The organism is Nocardia sp. BMG51109 (assembly GCF_000526215.1).
Taxonomy (GTDB): Bacteria; Actinomycetota; Actinomycetes; order Mycobacteriales; family Mycobacteriaceae; genus Nocardia.
In genome coordinates this window covers 5,760,771-5,779,059 of the sequence record NZ_JAFQ01000004.1, presented here as the reverse complement: position 1 = coordinate 5,779,059, position 18,289 = coordinate 5,760,771, and the positions used below count along the sequence as shown (strand labels likewise).

The following is an 18,289-nucleotide window of genomic DNA, read 5'->3' as shown; positions in this document are numbered from 1 at the left end:
CGGAGCATGGTGGCGCATCACCGCGCCGGGCCATCGCCGAGCTGACCCGAGGGGGCTGCGAAGGCTCACTCCGGCAGCTGGGCCGGCGGGAGGGATGGGCCTGGTGAGTCACGACGTGAACCGTCTCGGTGGGCCGCGACATCGCAACGCGGCGCTCCGTTCCGAGCTGACCCCCACCACCTCGCGCGGCCGGCTGACCGACCTCCTCCGGTCCGCCGTCGCCGAGATCGACGGTCTCGTCATCTTTGTCTCCGCCGCCGGGATCGCGATGGCGGCGTTGTTGAAAAAGGAGGCCGCATTTCAGATCCCCGCTCTGGTGGCGATCAGTGTGGCGGTCGGTATCCGTGTCTTCAGGATCAAGTATCAAGCCAACGACATCGCCGATGCGGTCGTGGCCGAATCACGCCTGACCCACCAACGACTCGACGCCGTAGAGACCGCGTTGCGGTCGAACAACCTGCATGAGGCAGAAATATGCGACCGCACCGGGTTCTACCGGCACATGCTGTCCGCGCTCAGAGCGACATCGCGGAGCGCCGACCTGACGCAACTCGATTCTCAGCCACCCCAGCATTACGGAACGCCGGAGATGGTCGAATATTTCGACACGCAGACGGCGTTGGCTCGGGCAAATACCGGCATCAAGTTCCGCAGGATAGTGGCGATACCTACGCTGGAGAAGCTGGAGTGGGTGGTGAGCTTCCTGGATCAGGTCCGGTACTGCACGAACTTCCAGGTCGGTGTCGTCGATCTCGTGGAAACGGAGAAGCTCCCGCCTCCACTCAGCCTGCAGATATTCGACCGTCAGGAAATCTGTCTCGTCGATCCCACGTTCGGATACATGCTCCCCGAGGATCAGCGCCACATGCTCTGGATGAAGGGAAATGCCGCGGCCGAGGTGTTCTCCACCTACTATGACACCCTGTGGTACTCGAGTTCCAGGCTCAAGGAAGGAAATATCATCCACTGGGACGAACTGGAGAAGCGAGCGCAGGAGCTCACGACCCGGTTCCCGGAGAAGAAGTCGTACGGAAAGAATATCCAGGCAAAAATAAAGCGACTGTCCGGAAAGGCCAAGTGACGGACATGAACGTCGCCACCGCGCTACTACGCCGACTCCGGGCGATCGGAATCGAACATATATTCGGAATAGTCGGCCGCGAGGCCAGCGCGATCTCGTTCAACGAGATACCTGATATACATTTCGTTCTCACCCGGCACGAATTCACCGCCGGCGTCGCGGCATGTTCGATGTCGAGGTTCACCGGAACTCCGCAGGTGAGCTTTGCGACAATCGGCCCGGGAGCGGCAAACCTCATGACCGCCGTCGCCACGGCAACCCTGGATCGATATCCTCTCATCGCGATTGTGGCACACCATGAAACATATGAAATAGCGCACAACAATGCCCATCAATGTATCGACTCCGTATCGATGGCGAAGCCGATTTCGAAGTACGCTCATCTGGTCACCGGCCCGGACGACTTGTTCACAAGTCTCGACCGTGCCCTGAACATAGCGCAGACCCCGCCCGCGGGCCCGGCATTTCTCGCCGTACCGATCGATATACTGGCGGCACCGGCTCGCGCCCGGATGGCCTACGAGAAACCGAGTTCCGCACCTGTCGCACCGTCATCCGCGACCGTCGACGGTCCACCGTCTCCGGACCTGAGAAAAATCGTCGCCGCACTTCGGAGCTGTAGCAACCCGATTATTGCCGTCGGAGATGCCGCTCTGAAGTCGGGCCTCACGCCGGACATCGTTCGCATGGCGGAGCGTTCGAACATCCCGGTCGTGACTACATACGCCGCCAAAGGGGCCCTACCGGGAGAACATCCTCTCGACTACGGCGCGATCACTCCCTATATGGACTCGATCCTGGAGTTCCCGGCTCTGGACACCCTCTTCGAACCCATCGACTTCGTGCTGCTGATCTGTTATGACCCGGCCGAGCACCTCTATCCGCGGCTGTGGACGAGAGGCAGGCAGAAGACTGTCGCCCGACTGTCCGACCACAAGGACGACTCCGGCCTCTCGGTCTTCGACATCGATGCCGTCCATCCCTTGCGAGAGGCGATCGACTTCATCGCCGGGAATTCGGCCGGGACCAGGCGCGAGCCCCACTCCATCGACAAACTCCGCGACCGAATCGACGAGCTTTTCAACGACTCCGAAGAATTGCCGATCGGTGTCAAGCCGACCCAGGTGCTGCGAACCCTTCACGAGCATCTGGAAGGATTCATCCTGGCCAGCGACGTCGGATTACACCGGCACGTCTCCGCGCTCTTCTTCAAGGCGAGCAGGCCACTCGACTTCGTCACCTCGGCCGGGCTCTCGTCGTTCGGCACGGGCATGGGCCTCGGCATCGGCGCCAAACTGGCCAACCCGGACAGGCCGGTCGTGATAATCGCAGGCGACGGTGGCTTCCATTCGGTCTCGGGAGATCTCGAAACGGTCGTGCGGCTCGGCCTCGACGTGCTGATCATCATCATGAACAACTCCGCGAGCAGCCTGATCCAACGCTACGAATCGCTCGGAAACCGGCCGGAAAACCCGGGAATCACCACATTCGGTACCGTCGACTTCGCGGCCCTGGCGCAGGCCAACGGATGCCGGGGATTACGTGCGGAATCTCTCGCAGAACTGCGCGAATCGATCGCCATCGGCACACGTTCACCGGGGCCTACATTGGTGGACGTCAGAATAGAATACCCGGATCTCTATATGAACGGGTACTCGACCAACTATCATACCCGGCAGGCGCAATGAAGATAGTCGAGCGCTCCTCCGGCAGTGTCGAGAAACTTGTCGAGTGCTTGCTCTCATCGGGGCTCGTGTACGGCGATTCACCGGTATTCTCATCGCTCGTCTCGCCCTGCTCTGTCATCCTCACGGAGCACGAGTTGAGCGATATCGACCGTGACCTGCATGCGATGTGGCAGCTCTATACGACGTGTACATACCTGTACCGGGCCGCACTCGCCGGAGAGGCGCCGGCGTGGGTCGCGCAACTTGCGGAACAAGGTCTGTCGAACGCAGAGGTCTCGGCACACCGGATAACCGCTGCCGCCGGTCTCGAACCGCGGATGTGCAGGCTCGATTACATTGCCATGGACGGTCGGCGTCAGATCGCCGAGATTCAATGGAAATCAGGAGGCCCCGGGTTGTTCCTGGGGTTCTCCGACGTGTGCCGGAAGACGGTGCCGATAGCCGGAACCGCCCCCACCAGCAGCCCGATCGACGACTTCGCCGAGGTCATCCGTGACCGACACCGATCCCGGCAGGGCGTCCTCGCCTTGAATGCGGTACGAGGCACGTGGATGCGGAGCGAAAAATACCTGGAGCGAGAGCTGGCCCGCCGAAACGTAGACTATCGCGCAGTCGATCGTTCGGATATCGGGAGTCGAATAGAATCGAAGACGGGAAGGCTGAGCTATCGAGACTCATCCGGCAACCGGCCGGTCGACTTCATTCACGGCCAGGGATTCAGCAGTATGATTTCCGACGAGCTGCTACTCGCCGCCGCCCGAGCGGGCACCGGGGACGACATGTGGATCGAGACGCCGTTGAACTACATATATCGGCAGAAATGGGTACTCGCGCTGCCGTTCATGGACTCTTTCCGAGGACACTTCGACGACCGCATTCGGCAGATTGTCGTTCCTACCGCGCTGATCGCCGGCCCGATTCTCCGACTGGAGACGCTCGTCCCGCACCTGGAACATCCGTTACGTGAGGTGTTGCTCGATCCCGTCGAACCGGAGGCGTTTATTTCGCTTCCCGAGTCGCTGCGCAGGAGTATCGTCTTCAAATGCGGCTCCGGGGTAGGGCCCTATTACAGCGACAGCAAGGGAGTCTTCCGGCTCGGGGGATCGAGGTCCTCGGCAAGGAAAGTTCTCACTTTCATCATCGATAGAATAATGACGTCCGGTGAGCCATGGATTGCCCAGGTCTTCGTCAACGAGAAACACCGGGTTCCGATGTGTACGCCGACCAGGATCGGCGACATATCCCAGTACGCCGCCCACGGCCGGTTCATGGTATACGGAATGCGGCTTCACAACAATAACCCGAGAGTGATGTGCACGCTCGCGAATTTCAGCACGAATTGGAAGGTGACCGGACGTTCCACCACGACCGGTCGGCAGGGCCGTATCGACGGCGCGTCGTTCACGGATATCAGGGTCGATGCCGGCCGCGGGCCGGGGAGTCGAGCTGCCGCTTCGGTCGGCGACGATGTGTGGCCGGGGCTCGGCCGGGAGCCGTAAGACGGTCTATTCCGGACGCAAGCCGGCCAGAACGATCGGGAGCAGATAATTCGGCGCGCCGCGCAGCCGTGCCCGTCGTTCCGCAGCCGCGGCACCGACGAGGAGATCCTGCACATCGGCGGCATCGAGATCAGACCGCACGGCCCCCGCGCTCTGCGCGCGTCGTAGCAGCGTGCCGAACTCCCGCCGGAACGAGTCCCGGATCTTCTCGGTCGCAACCATATCCGAGCCCTGATCCGACTCCAGCGCTTCGCACAGCGCCTGGTTGAGTGCGACCTCGCCGACCAACCGGGCGAAGTAGTCCAGGAACGCCGCACCCGGTTCGGCATCGGCCGACGCCAGTGTCCGAGCCTGCTCGACGAACTGCTCGAGCCGCCCGAGCAGCACCGCCTCCAGCAGCGCGTCCCGGGTGGGGAAATGCCGGTAGACGGTGCCGACCCCCACCCCGGCGCGCCGCGCGATCTCGTCGAACGACACCGCCATCCCCTCGGCGGACAGCATCTCCCCGGCCGTGGCCAGGACCAGCTCACGATTGCGGCGCGCATCCGCACGCAGGGGTTTGACCGCCTTGTCGACCACGGCACGATGCTACCGCCCACGGTTGCCAAACGGAGAATTCTCTCCGTATAGTCACAAACGGAGACAGTTCTCCGCTTAAATTCGAGGCCCGGCGTCGGGCCCGATCGAGGAGGTATCGCGGTGGATCAGGTGGTTTTCGTCGTCGGCGCGACCGGACAGCAGGGTGGGGCGGTCGCGGCCCGGCTACTCGCGGACGGCCAGCGCGTGCGCGCGCTGACCCGCGACCCGGACAGCCCCCAGTCTCGGGCACTGGCGGCAGCGGGCGCGGAGGTCGTCGCCGGATCGCTGGAGGACGCCGCGGCGATCGACCGGTACGTGGCCGGTGCCTACGGGGTGTTCCATGTCCATCCGGGGCCGCTGGCACCCGGCCGGGACGAAGCGCACGCCGGCCGGACCGTCACCGATTCCGCGGTGAAACACGGTGTGGCGCATCTGGTCTACAGCTCGGGCCTCGGCGCCGATCGGGGCGGGCAGGAAGCCAAGTGGGAGGTCGAGCAGTACATCGCCGCCTCGGGCATCTCGGCCACGATCCTGCGGCCGAGCTCGTTCATGGAGAACCTCGTCACCCAGTCGGCCACGGTCGGAGTCCGCGACGGCGCGCTGCGCACCGCCGCCGCCCCGCACGTGCGCCAGCAGTTCATCGCGCTGGACGACATCGCCGCCTTCGCGGCGCTGGCCCTGGCCGACCCCGACGAATATCGCGGCAGGACACTCGAACTCGCCGGCGAAGCCCTCACCCCACCCGAGGTCGCCGCCGAGATCACCGCCGCCGTCGGTCACCCGGTCCCCTACCTCCAACGCCCGATCGAGGAACTGCGCCGCATCAGCGAACGCTTCGCCCAGGGCTACGAGCGGATCAACAGCGGCGACGGCAGCATCCCCGAGGTCGACATCACCGAACTCCGCGCCCTGCACCCGGGGCTGATGAACTTTCGCACCTGGCTCGAAAGGACAGGGGCACAGCAACTTCAACCGCTGTTGGAGCAGAGTGCTCGATTGCCGTGACGGCACTCGTCACCTATCCGATGCAGTATCGGGCTGCACGGACAGGGTCGGTCAGGTTCCACAGAAATGCGAAGCCCTCCAGGAACGCGAAATATCTTGGGGCTTCGGGTAGAACCGACCGAAAGCCGACTCGCCCGTCCCGAAATAACGGCACACCTGATAACTACCGAGATATGCCCGGAGACTCGAGTATTGAATGGGGTGGGCGGCGATGTCAATGACGTTTGCATCGATACGATGCCGGACGTCGTGGATGTCGTCGCCGACCCGAACCTATCGCCACATCGGAGATTCCAGGTAGCTCGGCTCCCCCGTCCGTGGTAGTATCGAATGCATGTTCGGGGGGACGGAAGTTATTGGTACACATCAGGACTCACGCGATCCTGATGGTTCCGAGCACCGTCTCGATGCTCTCGAATTCGCGCGCCGGGCCGAGAATGTTGCTTGTTATCACAAGATTCTGGCGGCGCTGGATCTTTGGGAATCCCGGATGGTCGCCGCGGCGGATGCGGGGGCCGATGCCGTCTTGGCGGGAAATGATGCACTATCGGAGATTTCCGCTCGGCTGCGTTGCACTCATACGGCCGCGCGGGGCTTGGTGGAGGCCGGTTCACTGCTGTTGCGGATGCCGGCCCTCGCCGACAGTGTCGCCCACGGGGCTGTCGATTACGGCAACCTGCGCATGCTCACCGCGGTTATCGGGGATGACGCCTCCATCGCTACCCTGGCCGTTCTCGACGAGCAGATTGCCCGTGCCGCCATCGAACTCACGCCCGCGAAACTGCGCGCACAGATCCGACGTGCACACCGCCGGAGCTGACCCTGCCGGTGTACCGACATTTTCGACCGTCGATGCCGTATCCCGGCTCCTGGGTTGGGGCGAGCGCATCGTTCACGAGCAAGTTTCCGGCGCCGGAGCGCACGCTACCGGTGCAGATCCCACTGACCTCGCCGGTGTTCGATCGGTTTCGACCGTAGCTGCGGCGCCGTTCGGCGGCCGGGTCAGGGCCGAATCGGTCGGCGGCTCGGTGCTGCCCGTTCACGCGGAACGGGTGGTGGTCATTCGCGGCACGGTGGACTCACCGATCCGCCACCGGGGGCACTGACATACCGTCCGAGCGCCGATGTCGCGGCACACGTGCGTGCCCAGCATCCGACCTGCACGTTCCCCGGGTGCTCGGTCGCCTCACGACGATGCGAACTCGACCATGTGGTCGCCTTCGACCACGAGAATCCCGCTCGCGGCGGCTGGACGATACCGGGCAACCTGCACCCGCTGTGCAAACGTCACCACGACCTCAAATCACACCGCTACTGGAACTGCACGGCGCTGCCCGGCGGCGCGCAGCACTGGCGGCACCACACCGGCATCGAGCGAATAACCGTGTCCGACACCGGTCTTCCGGTCATAGCCGAGCCGCCGATGCCCGAGCAACCGACGACCGGCATACAGCCGCCCTCGGATGCGCCCACCGCCGAGGAGAGCGTCAACCTGCTCTACGAGGAAACCTGGTGGGAGCGCCACATGTCCACGACCGACCGTCCCGGCAACGACCCGTACCTGCTGGCGCACTATCGCCGGCACCAAGCCATCACCCGCTGCCGCATCGCACGGCAACCAGCACCGTTCTGAGCCCCGCCGACATTGCGTCCCATGTGCCAACATGCACGGCTACACCCACAGCCTCCCCCGCCGACCGCGTGACGACGACGCCAACCGACCGGGCACACCGTCGAACGGTCCGGCATCAACCTCGCTCACCCGCCGTTCATTGCCGCACGAGCCGAACCAGCGGGTACACCCGGTCGGACTTGTTCTGGTACTTGGCGTAGCGGGGCTGGGCCTTGGTGATACGGCTCCAGGCCGCCGTGCGGTCGGGTCCCTCGAGAAGGCGGGGGGTTACCGGAACCGCGTCGTGACCGTGGAGTTCGATCTGTGCCCGGTCGGGGTGGGCCATCAGGTTGGTGTACCAGTCGGGGTTCCGGGGGCCGCCGCCCGAGGCTATGACCAGCCAGGCGTCGGGGTCGTCGGGGAACCAGGTCAGCGGGGTTCGGCGGGGCTCGCCGGTGCGGCGGCCGGTCGTGTGCAGGATCAGGAGGTCCATGCCCATGGATTTGCCGGTCTTGCGGCGGATTCGGTTTACCGTGCGGGCATTCATCTTTCGTTGGAACCATAGGGAAAGTGAACCGCTTCGCCCCTTGCCCGTTCGCCCGGTCTGCGTGGTGTCCGATTTCGTCATGGCATCGACGCTACTGGCGAGCCGTTGACCAGCGCTTCTCGATTCCTGATCGGTTCGGCCGCATACCCGGGCGCCGGTGCCGGTCAGCCTCGTCCCAGCACTCGCCGGTCCGGTGCGGTCGCACCGTATCGGTCGCGAACCTCGGTGCACGCCAGGATGATCCGGTCGATATCGGCATCGCTCAACGCCGCGTGTAAGGAGAACCTGATCAGCGATCGGTTCGGTGGCGTGGCGGGCGGGCAGAACGGCGCACCGAGCACCCCGTGCCGCTCCAGGACCGACCGGATCGCGAGACCCCTCGACTCCGGTCCGGTCGGCACCGACACGATCTGGCTGTCGGAGCCCTCCAGATCGAAACCCAAGGAGCCCAGTTCCTTTCGTACGACATCCGCGACCCCTCGCAGGCGTGCCCGCCGATCCTCCGCCGCGCGGATCACCTCCACCGTCGCGGCCAGGCCCGCGATGTCGTGCGGGCGCAGCGCCGAGGAGAACACGGCCGGATACGACGCCTGTTCGAAATAGCCGACGAAATCGGGACTGCGCACGGCGATGAATCCGGCGCGGCCCGCGAACGCCTTGGCCAGGCTCGCCGTCCGGAACGGCACCCGGTCCGCGAGACCGAGCGCCGCCACCGCGCCCTCGCCGTGCGGGCCGTCGATGCCGAGCGAATGGGATTCGTCGACGACCAGCACGCTGCCGGTCTCGTCGGCGACATCGCACAGCTCGGGCAGCGGGCTGCGGCCGCCGCTGGTGCTGTAGATCGCGTCGACCGCGACGATGCCGGGACCGTGCCGGTGCAGCTGATCGCGCAGGTGGTCGGGGCGGTTGTGCCGGAACGTGTGCACGGACGCTCCCGCCCCGACGGCACCGTGCCGCAGCGACATGTGCGCCTGCTCGTCGATGTGGACGGGGGTCTCGGTGTCGGCGATCGCCTGCAGCAGACCGGTATTCGCGGCCCAGCCCGATTGGCAGACGATGCCCGACCCGGCATGCATGTGCTCGGACAGCATGTGCGCCAACGGCTTTCGATGAACGTCGGCGGGCGACCGCTCCCCGTCCCGGCCCAGTGCCGTGGCCGTCGCGCGGGTAATGCGGCCCTCGCTCGCCAGCGCCAGGTAGTCGTTGCTGGTGAGCACGATGTCACCGGGCCGGGCGGGACGTCCGTGCAGGAATCGGCCCGCTCCCCCGGCATCGGTCACCCGGTCGCTGCGGAAACGCTCGATCCGGGCCTGAACCCGCTCGGCGACGGTCGCCACCTTCACTCCTCCTGACGCGCACGGTATCGGCGCCCGGATTCGGCGCAGGCGCGCACCGACACCGCGTCGGCGAGATTCGCCAGCGGCAACACCGGGCCCCACGATCATGACCCACGATGCCGCGCGGGAAGCCTCCCGAAACGGTGACGAAACTCTGACGTCCGGGCGGACGCGTCACCCGGCCACGGTCGCGGCGCGGTCGAGTTCGGCCTTACCGAACGCGCCGCGGTAGGCCGCCGCCGGATGACTGTCCGGGAGCCGGTCACGGCCGGTGACCTTGCGCCGCACCGTGCCCTCGGCATACTCGTGCTGCGCCAGCCCGCGCCGCCGCAGCACCGGCAGCACCTCGTCGATGAATTCCTCGTAGCTGCCGGGAATGGTCGCGTTGACGACGTTCACCCCGCCGATGCCCGCCGCGCGCCACCGCTCCAGCGCGTCGGCGATCCCCTCCGGGGTGCCGACGATGCGCCCGTTGCGGCTGCGCAGCTTCGCCAGATCCCGCACCGTCGGCTCCCGGTCCGGCACCGCCTCCCGCAGCCAGGCGAGAGTGCTTCGGGTGCCTTCGGTTTCGATCTCGCCGATCGGTGTGTCGAGGTCGTAGAAGCCGAGATCGTGGCCGAGCCCGCCGGCCGCGTGGGCGACCATCGTGGTGGGGTCGATCACCTCGTCCAGCTCCTCGGCCTTGCGCCGCGCCTCCTCCTCGGTGCTGCCGACCACGAACGACAGTCCCTGGAAGAACTGGAGATCCTCCGGCCGCCGCCCCGCCTCCGCGACCAGCCTGCGGGTGTCGTCGATCAGCGCCTTCGCGGCCGCCGGGCTCGGCGACTGGATGAACTGTGCCTCGGCATTGCGGGCCGCGAAACGCCTTCCCGCCCAGGATGACCCGGCCTGGAACAGCACCGGTGTGCGCTGCGGTGACGGCGCCACCAGATGCGGCCCCTCCACCCGGTACCGCTTACCGTCGTGGTGGATCTTGTGCACCTTCGAGAAATCGGCGTGCACGCCCGACGCCTTGTCCTGCACCAGTGGGTCGTCGTCCCAGGAGCCCTCCCACAGCTTGTAGACGACGTCGACGTATTCCTGCGCCCACTCGTAGCGCTCGTCGTGCGGGGTGATGGTGTCGTATCCGAAGTTGCGCCAGGCATTCCCCGACAGGCTGGTGACGATGTTCCAGGCGATCCGCCCCTTCGAGGCGTGGTCGAGCGTGGAAATCTTGCGCGCGAAATCGAACGGGTGCTCCTGCAGGATGGAGCTGGTGATCGCGATGCCGAGATGCTCGGTGTTGTAGGCGAGCGCCGAGGCCAGCACCAGCGGGTCGTTACTGGGTATCTGCAACCCGCTGTCGACGAATTTCTGCCACGAGCCGCGATAGTCGTCGTAGAGCCCGACGACATCGGCGAAGAATATGTAGTCGAACCGCCCGCGCTCCAGCGTCTTCGCCAGCGACACCCAGTGTTCCAGCGAATGGAAATCCGTCTGCCGCGCGTCCGGCAGCCGCCAGGCGCCGTGCAGGATATGCGACGTGGTATTCATCACAAACGCGGAAAACCTCAGGGGCACACTCATGGACGGAAGGTTACGACGCGACCCACTGAACGATCACCGGATAAAACCTGCATGATCGAAACAGCTGAGCTACGGATATCGGCCGGGCACACTCGGGCCCGATGCGAGTGATGAGGGTGCGGGGTCGGGTCGTGCTGGCTGTGGCGGCGATAGGTGTACTGGTCGCGAGTTCGGCCTGTGCCGCGCCGCGCACCGGCGACGGGCGGGCCACCGGCGTGCCTGCGGCAACCGGCCGTCCGGTCGACGGCGGCGTGATCGAGTACGGGCACGAACAGGAACCGCCGTGTGCCCATGCGGGCTGGGTCCAGAACGCCTATCTGGCACGGCAATACCTCGACAACCTGGTGTCGCTCACCGACGAGGGCACGGTCGTGCCCTGGCTGGCCACCGGTTGGGACGTCTCCCCCGATCGTCTCGCCTACACCTTTCACCTGCGCCGCGATGTGCGGTTCACCGACGGCACCCGACTCGACGCCGCCGCGGTGAAAACCAACTTCGACACCTACCTCGATACCAAGACCCAGAATTCCACGGTGACCGCCTATCTGGGTCCGTATTTCTCCGCCGGCCGGGTTCTCGACGACTTCACCTATCGGCTGGAGTTGAAGTCGCCCTACGAGCCGCTGCTGACCGTCCTCAGCCAGGGCTATTTCGGAATCCAGTCGCCCACGGCGCTGGCCCGTGGTCCGGAGGCGAATTGCACGGCGCCGGTCGGGTCGGGGCCGTTCGTTCTGGAGAAATGGGAAAGGAACCGGGCGATCACCTTCGTCCGCAATCCGAACTACAATTCCGCGCCCGCGAACGCACGGCACCAGGGGCCACCGTATGTCGAGAAGGTGATCTGGAAATTCCTGAAGGATCCGGTACTCCGGTACGGCTCGCTGACCAGCGGATCCTCCGATGTCATCTACAACGTCCCGGTGGTCGACTGGGCGGATGCGAGCACCAGGTTCCAGCTGCGCCAGTACATTACGGGCGGACGCCCGAACGCCGTGAGCCTCAACGTCACCCGCGCGCCGTTCGACGACGTGCGGGTGCGGAGGGCCTTCGCCTGGTCGGCCGACCGCCGCGCCGCGGTGCGCGGAGCGTTCCTCGGCGTGGTGCCCTACAACGGCAACGGGTCGCTCAGCCGGAGCACCCCCGACTACGACCCGGCCCTCGACGACGCCTACCGCTACGATCCCGCCCGGGCGAACCGGTTGCTCGACGACGCCGGGTGGACCCGGCGCGACGATCGAGGAATCCGGCTGAAAGACGGTAAGCCGCTGGAGATCTCGCTGATCTACGCGGCCGGCGCGATCGTGGGCCCGGAGGGCGCGGCGGTCCTGCAGGATATGGCGCAACAGGCGCGGGAGGTCGGTTTCGACGTGCGCCTGGTCCCCGCCACCCAGAGCGAGCATTTCGGCGGCAAGTACGCTCCCGCCGACACCTACCACGGCTACGTCGGCTACTGGACCAGCCCGACCCCGGGCCTGCTCCACATCAACTGGCGGCAGCGCCTCCCGAACAGCCCGAACCCCAACAACACCGCATACTACAATGATCCGGAACTCCAGCGGACGATCGAACAGGGCAACGCCGCAACGGATCCGGCGCAGCGGCAGCGCTATTACTCGGCGGCCCAACGGATCATCTCCGACCAGGCAGCCGCCATCGGCCTCTACACCCAGACCACGTCGATCGCGGTGGCGCCCCGGCTGCGGGACGTGTGGATCGAGAAGTCCCAGGGCGAGCCGGTCTTCTCCGATGCGAGGTTCGTCGAATGACCACCACTGCCGACATTTCCAGCGATGGAGACATTTCCAGCGAGTTCGGACAACCCGCGCGACGGCGGCCGGGCCGGCGCACCGCGACAGCGTGGGCCGGCAGGATCGCCGGGGCCGCGCTGGTGCTGTGGGCGGCGGCCACCACCACCTTCCTGCTCCAGGCCCTGGCGCCCGGCGACCGCGCGACGCTGCTGCTGAACCTCGCCGCCGGACAGAGCCGCGACCGCACGCCCGACGAGCTCGCGCCGGTCAACGCGAAATACGGCTTCACCGATCCGCTCGGTCAGCAGTATCTCGACTATCTCGGCGGGCTGCTGCGCGGCGACCTGGGCACGTCCTACCAACTCCAGGAGCCGGTGCTGTCGGTGATCCTCGACCAGATCGCGCCCACCCTCGTGCTCACCGCCACCGCGCTGGCGCTGGCCTGGCTCATCGTGATCACCGCGACCATGCTCGGCGCCGGCCGCCGGGGTCCCCTCGCCGGGCCGGCCAACCTGCTGGAGACCGTCGCGGCCGGGCTGCCGCACTACTGGCTCGGCGTCATCCTGCTGGTGGTGTTCGCGATCGAGCTGAGCTGGTTCCCGGTGGAGAGCGGCTCCGGCCCGCGCGGTCTGGTGCTGCCCGCGCTCACCCTCGCCGTCCCGCTGTCCGGATTCCTCGGACAGGTCACGCGGGCCGAGTTCGCCCGCGCGCTGGACCAGCCGCACGTGCTGTCGGCGCGGGCACGCGGGCTCGGCGACACCGCGACCCGGTTCCGGCATGTGTTGCGCCACTCCCTGATTCCCGCGCTCAGCATCTCCGGATGGGCGATGGGCGCGCTGTTCGGCGGCGCCGTCATCGCCGAGACGGTATTCGCGCGGGCCGGTATCGGGCAGACTCTCGTCGCCGCCGCGGAGTCGCGGGACGTGCCGCTCGTCAGCGGCATAGTCGTCGCGATCGCCACGGTGTACGTGCTGGCGAACCTGGTGGTGGACTTCCTGTATACCGTTGTCGACCCGAGGATTTCGGCCGCATGAGTACCGCCGCGACACGTCCGGATGTCACGAACGCACCTGGTGCGAAGGGCCCTGCCACGCGGACCCGCCGGCTTCCGCCGCCGACGGTCGTGGCGGCCTCCGCGGTCCTGTTCGTGGCGGCCGTCGCCGCGATCGCGCCCGGCGTGCTGGCGAGCGACCCGTTCACCGTCGATCTCGGCAATGTGCTGTCGCCACCGTCGTGGTCGCACCCGTTCGGCACCGACCTGTCCGGCCGCGACCTCTACGCGCGGATCGTGCACGGCACCCGGGAGTCGCTGCTGATCGGGCTCGGCGCCACCGCCGTGGCACTCGCCCTCGCCTCGCTCCTCGGGTTCACCGCCGGACTCTCGCCGAAACCCGTTGCCGCCGTCGTGAACCGGGTCGTCGAGGTGCTGTTCGCCTTCCCCGCGATTCTGTTGGCGCTGCTGCTGGTCAGCGTGTTCGGCCCCGGTCGAACCACCCTGATCGTGGCCGTCGGGATCGGTGTCTCGCCGGGGTACGCGCGCATCATCCGCGGGCAGGTGCTCACCGTGCGCGGCTCGCCGTACGTCGAGGCGGCCGGTGCGCTCGGGCATTCCCGGTTCCGGGTGTTCCGCCGGCACATCGTCCCGAACGCGTTGCGGCCCATGGCGATCATCGCGACGCTGGGCGTCGGCCAGACCATCGTGTGGGCGTCGGGGCTGGCGTTTCTGGGGCTCGGCGTGCCACCGCCCGCACCGGAATGGGGCGCGCTGCTCGACGCCGGTCGCACGTACCTCACCCGCGCCCCGTGGCTCGAGGTGTTCCCCGGCCTGGTGATCGTGGTGATCGCCCTGGCGGCCACGACCCTGGGCCGCCACGCCGAACGACGAGGAGAAGGACGAGCATGACCGAACCGCTGCTGCGCGCACGGGATCTCCGCATCGGATTCGGGGATCGGCAGGTGGTACACGGGATCTCGTTCACCGTCGATCCCGGCGAGTGCCTGGCGATCGTCGGCGAATCCGGGTCCGGGAAGTCGGTGACCGCACGCACGCTCATCGGCCTCACCGGCCCCGGCTCCACCGTGCGCGCCGAGGCGCTGGAGTTCCGCGGCACCGCGTTGCCGAGCCGCGAGAGCGAGTGGAAACGACTGCGCGGCAAGAATATCGGGTTCATTCTCCAGGACGCCCTGGTATCCCTGGACCCGCTGCGGCCGGTCGGCCGGGAGATCGAGGAGGCGCTGTCGGCACACGGCTACGGCACCCGCGCCACCCGCCGGGCCCGGGTGATCGAGCTGCTGCGGCTGGCCGGCGTGCCGCAGCCCGAGCTGCGGGCCCGGCAGCGGGCGGACGAACTGTCCGGCGGGCTGCGCCAGCGCGCACTCATCGCCGCGGCGCTGGCCATGGATCCGCCGCTGCTGATCGCCGACGAGCCGACCACCGCGCTGGACGCGACCGTGGCCGCCCGCATCCTCGATGTGCTCGCCGACGCCAAGCGGCGCGGCAAGGCCATCGTCCTGATCAGCCACGATCTGTCGGTGGTCGCCCGGCTCGCCGACCGGGTCGCGGTGATGCGGGGCGGCGAGTTCGTCGAAACGGGCAGTGCCGCCGAGGTTCTGGACCGGCCGCGGCACGAGTACACCCGGTCGCTGCTGGATGCGATCCCGTCCGGGATCTCCAAAGGCACACTGCTGGTGGATCGTTCACGCCCGGCCCCCGCGGCTGCCCCGGCCCCCGGCGCCCCGCCCGCGCTCGTGGCCCGCGGCCTGCGCAAGATCTTCCCCGCTCACGGCCACGAACAGCCCACGGGCGTGCAGGATGTCGGCTTCGAACTCGCCGCCGGATCCACCCTGGGCATCGTGGGCGAATCCGGCTCGGGCAAGACCACCACGGCCCGCATGGTGCTCGGCCTGCTGCGCCCCGACTCCGGGACGGTGGAACTGAACGGCTCGCCGTGGTCGGAGCTGCCGGACAGGGCCAAACGGGCGCGCCGACACGAGATCTCGGTGATCTACCAGGACGCGCTCAGCTCGTTCGATCCCCGCTGGACCGTGTGGCGCATCCTCCGCGACGCCGTCGAGGCGGCCGGGGTGCCCCGCGCCGAACGCGACGAACGCATCGACGAACTGCTCGCCCAGGTGCAGCTGGACCCCTCGGTCCGCGACCGCAGGCCGCTGCGACTGTCCGGCGGCCAGCGCCAGCGCGTCGCCATCGCCCGCGCCCTCGCGGGCCGCCCCTCGGTGATCGTCTGCGACGAACCGGTCTCGGCCCTCGACGTCTCCGTCCAGGCCCGCGTCCTGGACCTGCTGACCACCCTGCAGGCCCGGACGGGCGTCGCCCTGGTCTTCATCTCCCACGACCTCGGCGTCATCCACCACATGAGCGACCAGATCCTGGTCATGAAGGACGGTGTCGTCGTCGAGCGCGGCGACGCCGACCGGGTCTTCGACCGCCCGGAGCACCCCTACACCCGCACCCTGCTCGATGCCATCCCCCGCACGGCGGCCCGGGCGCCCGCCGCGTAGATCAGCGGAGCGGCGCCGGACGAACCTCGCGCACTGCGGCGGTGAACGAGTACTCCGCCTCCGAACGCGCGGGTTGCCCACCGAGGCCGCCGGCGCGGCGGACCGGATACGCGGACGTGCCGCATACTTCCGGTTCGGGAGCGCTCGTGCCAGCCCCTCGACGATTCCACGATTCGCGCCGCACCTACGGGTCGGCGGCCGCTGAGGCACCGCCGTGCGGCAGTTCCCGAACTTCCCGTGCCGAGTCGTTGCCGGGTAGCGTTCCTCGGGACCGGCACGCACGCGGGCCATGCCCGAATACCGACCGGGCGCACCGGCCGGGATGACCACGCCGGCAGGCGAGCCGGTCGAGAGCGGATGGCCGACAGGTGAATTCGAAGGAGACGGCATGGATCACCGGTATGAGCTGGACGAGACCATCGACATGGAGACGCCCAGCATCGCCCGGATGTACGACTATGTGCTGGGCGGCGGCGCCAATTTCGAGATCGACCGCAACGCCGCGGAGGCGATCCCGGACGGCATGCCCGGCAGCCGCGCCTGGGCGCGCGCCAACCGCGGGTTCATCGGACGTGCCGTAACAGTCCTGTGCGAGAGGGGCATCGACCAGTTCCTCGATCTGGGATCCGGAGCACCGACGGTGGGCAACCCGCACGAGATCGCGTTGCGCCACTACCCCGAAGCCCGGATCGCGTACGTGGAGCGGGAGCCCGTCGCCGTCGAGTACGCCAACAAGATGCTCGCGGATCTGCCGGGAGTGACGATGACCTGGGCGGACTTCCGTGACGTCGGCAGCGTGCTGGAGGCTCCGGGCGTGGCGGACCTGCTGGATTTCTCCCGGCCGGTCGGCATTCTCGCCATGGCCGTACTGGACCTGCTGGAAGACGTCGACCCGGTCGAGCTGACGGCCGCCTACCGCGACGCCTGCTGTCCGGGCAGCGCACTGGGCATCTCGCACGCGGTCGGTCTGACGCTGAGCCTGGCGGAGCAGGAGCGGGTCCTGTCGGTGATGCGGACGACCAACACTCCCGGAGCGGGTTTCGGCACGATCGACGACGTGGCCGCCCTGATGGCGGGCTACACGCTGCTGGAGCCGGGGATCGTGCCGGTCGGGGCGTGGCGGCCGATCGACCCCGTCGACGAGGACGCGGCGAAGCGGGCCAATTACGTTGGCGCCGTGGGAATAAAGGAATCCTGATCCGCGGCGGGCGCCGGCAACCGTCACCGGGGCCGGCACACCGCCGATCGGCGGCGGCTGCACCACCGGCAACGGCGCGAAGGCCGGCGCCACAGCATCAGCCACAGCGGCCGGCGCACGAGCCGCACCACGGACGCCGAGAACGCGTCACCATGGAACCGACACCGGCGGTTGCGAGGAGACGATCACCATGCCCGATCTCGCTGTCCTGATGATCGATATGCAAAACGGCTACATCGCCGACGACGGGCTCCGCGATGCGCTCGGCTGGCCGCCGATCTGGCGGCTCGACGAGGTGGTCGTCGAATGCGCCGGCCTGCTCGCCACCGCACGCACGGCGCGAATTCCCGTCTTGTATTCGCGTCAAACCTCCAGTCCCGCCCGCGAATTGGCCACCAATCCGCGCGCCGCCCGCCACCTGCACGCCCGCCGCGACCGGCTGCCCGCGCTGTCGCCGGAGCAGCGGCAATGGCGCACCGAGATCATGGACGCCGTCGCGCCCCGCCCCGGCGACCTCGTGCTGGACAAGACGCGGCACAGCTTCTTCGCCTACACCGAACTCGATCCCGTACTGAGATCCCTCGGCGCCCAACGGCTGCTGGTGGCCGGTCTGCAGACCAACGTGTGTGTCGAGGCCACCGTCCGCGGCGCCCTGGAACGCAACTACGAGGTCGCCGTCGCCGAGGACGCCGTCACCACCGACGGCCCGGACCTGCACCACGGCGCCCTGAACTCGATGCGCGTCCTCTACGTCGAGGTGGCGGGCTGGCGAGAACTCCTGTCCGGCAACGCATCCTGGGACCGCGCCTACACCACCCCCGACTACGGCCGAAACCCCGACTACTGGACCGAACGGCCCGGCCCGCCCGCACCCCACTGAATCCCCCCGGGTACACGGCGGATGACAGCG

General features: G+C 67.4%; 16 protein-coding genes. 12 read left to right on the top strand and 4 right to left on the bottom strand.

All coding sequences use genetic code 11. From position 1 onward, the window contains the following. The first annotated feature begins 103 nt into the window (after window positions 1-103). The 3 genes from D892_RS48815 to D892_RS0127495 are packed head-to-tail and all read left to right on the top strand — an operon-like array spanning window position 104 to window position 4,268. On the top strand, window positions 104-1,081 hold the full coding sequence (locus tag D892_RS48815) for a hypothetical protein (protein WP_232236186.1): 978 nt from the start codon (window positions 104-106) through the stop codon (window positions 1,079-1,081). Window positions 1,082-1,086: 5 nt separating this feature from the next. Further along, complete coding sequence (locus D892_RS0127500) at window positions 1,087-2,769, top strand: thiamine pyrophosphate-binding protein (protein WP_024804319.1); 1,683 nt, start codon at window positions 1,087-1,089, stop codon at window positions 2,767-2,769. After that, the gene (locus D892_RS0127495; protein ID WP_024804318.1) at window positions 2,766-4,268 is read left to right on the top strand and encodes a hypothetical protein; all 1,503 of its coding nucleotides are present in this window, start codon (window positions 2,766-2,768) and stop codon (window positions 4,266-4,268) included. Before D892_RS0127500 ends, D892_RS0127495 begins: the two co-directional genes overlap by 4 nt. Window positions 4,269-4,274: 6 nt before the next feature. On the opposite strand, the gene D892_RS0127490 is transcribed toward D892_RS0127495, so the two are convergent. Further along, entirely contained in the window at window positions 4,275-4,847 is a 573-nt protein-coding gene (locus D892_RS0127490) for a TetR/AcrR family transcriptional regulator (protein ID WP_024804317.1), read from the bottom strand. A 120-nt stretch (window positions 4,848-4,967) separates the two neighbouring features. Here D892_RS0127490 and D892_RS0127485 point away from each other — a divergent pair, with 120 nt between their 5' ends. From D892_RS0127485 to D892_RS0127465, 3 genes are all read left to right on the top strand, one after another. After that, window positions 4,968-5,852, top strand: a complete 885-nt coding sequence (locus D892_RS0127485) for an NmrA family NAD(P)-binding protein (protein WP_024804316.1) — start codon at window positions 4,968-4,970, stop codon at window positions 5,850-5,852. Window positions 5,853-6,186: 334 nt separating this feature from the next. Then, window positions 6,187-6,672 (top strand): DUF222 domain-containing protein, encoded by a 486-nt coding sequence (locus tag D892_RS47070; RefSeq protein WP_156959707.1) that lies wholly within the window; start codon window positions 6,187-6,189, stop codon window positions 6,670-6,672. Window positions 6,673-7,062: 390 nt separating this feature from the next. Then, the gene (locus D892_RS0127465; protein ID WP_024804313.1) at window positions 7,063-7,485 is read left to right on the top strand and encodes a hypothetical protein; all 423 of its coding nucleotides are present in this window, start codon (window positions 7,063-7,065) and stop codon (window positions 7,483-7,485) included. 136 nt (window positions 7,486-7,621) lie between these two features. On the opposite strand, the gene D892_RS0127460 is transcribed toward D892_RS0127465, so the two are convergent. The 3 genes from D892_RS0127460 to D892_RS0127445 all read right to left on the bottom strand — a co-directional run bounded on the left by D892_RS0127460 (window position 7,622) and on the right by D892_RS0127445 (window position 10,914). Beyond that, entirely contained in the window at window positions 7,622-8,092 is a 471-nt protein-coding gene (locus tag D892_RS0127460; RefSeq protein ID WP_024804312.1) for a nitroreductase family deazaflavin-dependent oxidoreductase, read from the bottom strand. Between the two features lie 83 nt (window positions 8,093-8,175). Next, window positions 8,176-9,348, bottom strand: a complete 1,173-nt coding sequence (locus D892_RS0127455; RefSeq protein WP_198037004.1) for an aminotransferase class I/II-fold pyridoxal phosphate-dependent enzyme — start codon at window positions 9,346-9,348, stop codon at window positions 8,176-8,178. Between the two features lie 174 nt (window positions 9,349-9,522). Next, window positions 9,523-10,914 carry an LLM class flavin-dependent oxidoreductase gene (locus D892_RS0127445; protein ID WP_024804310.1) on the bottom strand — a complete coding sequence of 464 codons (1,392 nt, stop codon included), beginning with the start codon at window positions 10,912-10,914 and terminating at the stop codon, window positions 9,523-9,525. 110 nt (window positions 10,915-11,024) lie between these two features. Between D892_RS0127445 and D892_RS0127440 the strand changes: the two genes are divergently transcribed. From D892_RS0127440 to D892_RS0127415, 6 genes are all read left to right on the top strand, one after another. Further along, window positions 11,025-12,680 (top strand): ABC transporter substrate-binding protein, encoded by a 1,656-nt coding sequence (locus tag D892_RS0127440; protein ID WP_024804309.1) that lies wholly within the window; start codon window positions 11,025-11,027, stop codon window positions 12,678-12,680. After that, window positions 12,677-13,696 (top strand): ABC transporter permease, encoded by a 1,020-nt coding sequence (locus tag D892_RS0127435; protein ID WP_024804308.1) that lies wholly within the window; start codon window positions 12,677-12,679, stop codon window positions 13,694-13,696. The genes D892_RS0127440 and D892_RS0127435 overlap by 4 nt, the downstream gene beginning before the upstream one ends. Further along, complete coding sequence (locus D892_RS0127430; protein WP_024804307.1) at window positions 13,693-14,565, top strand: ABC transporter permease; 873 nt, start codon at window positions 13,693-13,695, stop codon at window positions 14,563-14,565. The genes D892_RS0127435 and D892_RS0127430 overlap by 4 nt, the downstream gene beginning before the upstream one ends. Continuing rightward, window positions 14,562-16,181 carry an ABC transporter ATP-binding protein gene (locus D892_RS0127425; protein WP_024804306.1) on the top strand — a complete coding sequence of 540 codons (1,620 nt, stop codon included), beginning with the start codon at window positions 14,562-14,564 and terminating at the stop codon, window positions 16,179-16,181. Before D892_RS0127430 ends, D892_RS0127425 begins: the two co-directional genes overlap by 4 nt. 388 nt (window positions 16,182-16,569) lie before the next feature. Next, entirely contained in the window at window positions 16,570-17,379 is an 810-nt protein-coding gene (locus D892_RS0127420) for an SAM-dependent methyltransferase (RefSeq protein ID WP_024804305.1), read from the top strand. 190 nt (window positions 17,380-17,569) lie between these two features. Then, complete coding sequence (locus D892_RS0127415; protein WP_024804304.1) at window positions 17,570-18,259, top strand: cysteine hydrolase family protein; 690 nt, start codon at window positions 17,570-17,572, stop codon at window positions 18,257-18,259. The last annotated feature ends 30 nt before the right edge of the window (window positions 18,260-18,289 follow it).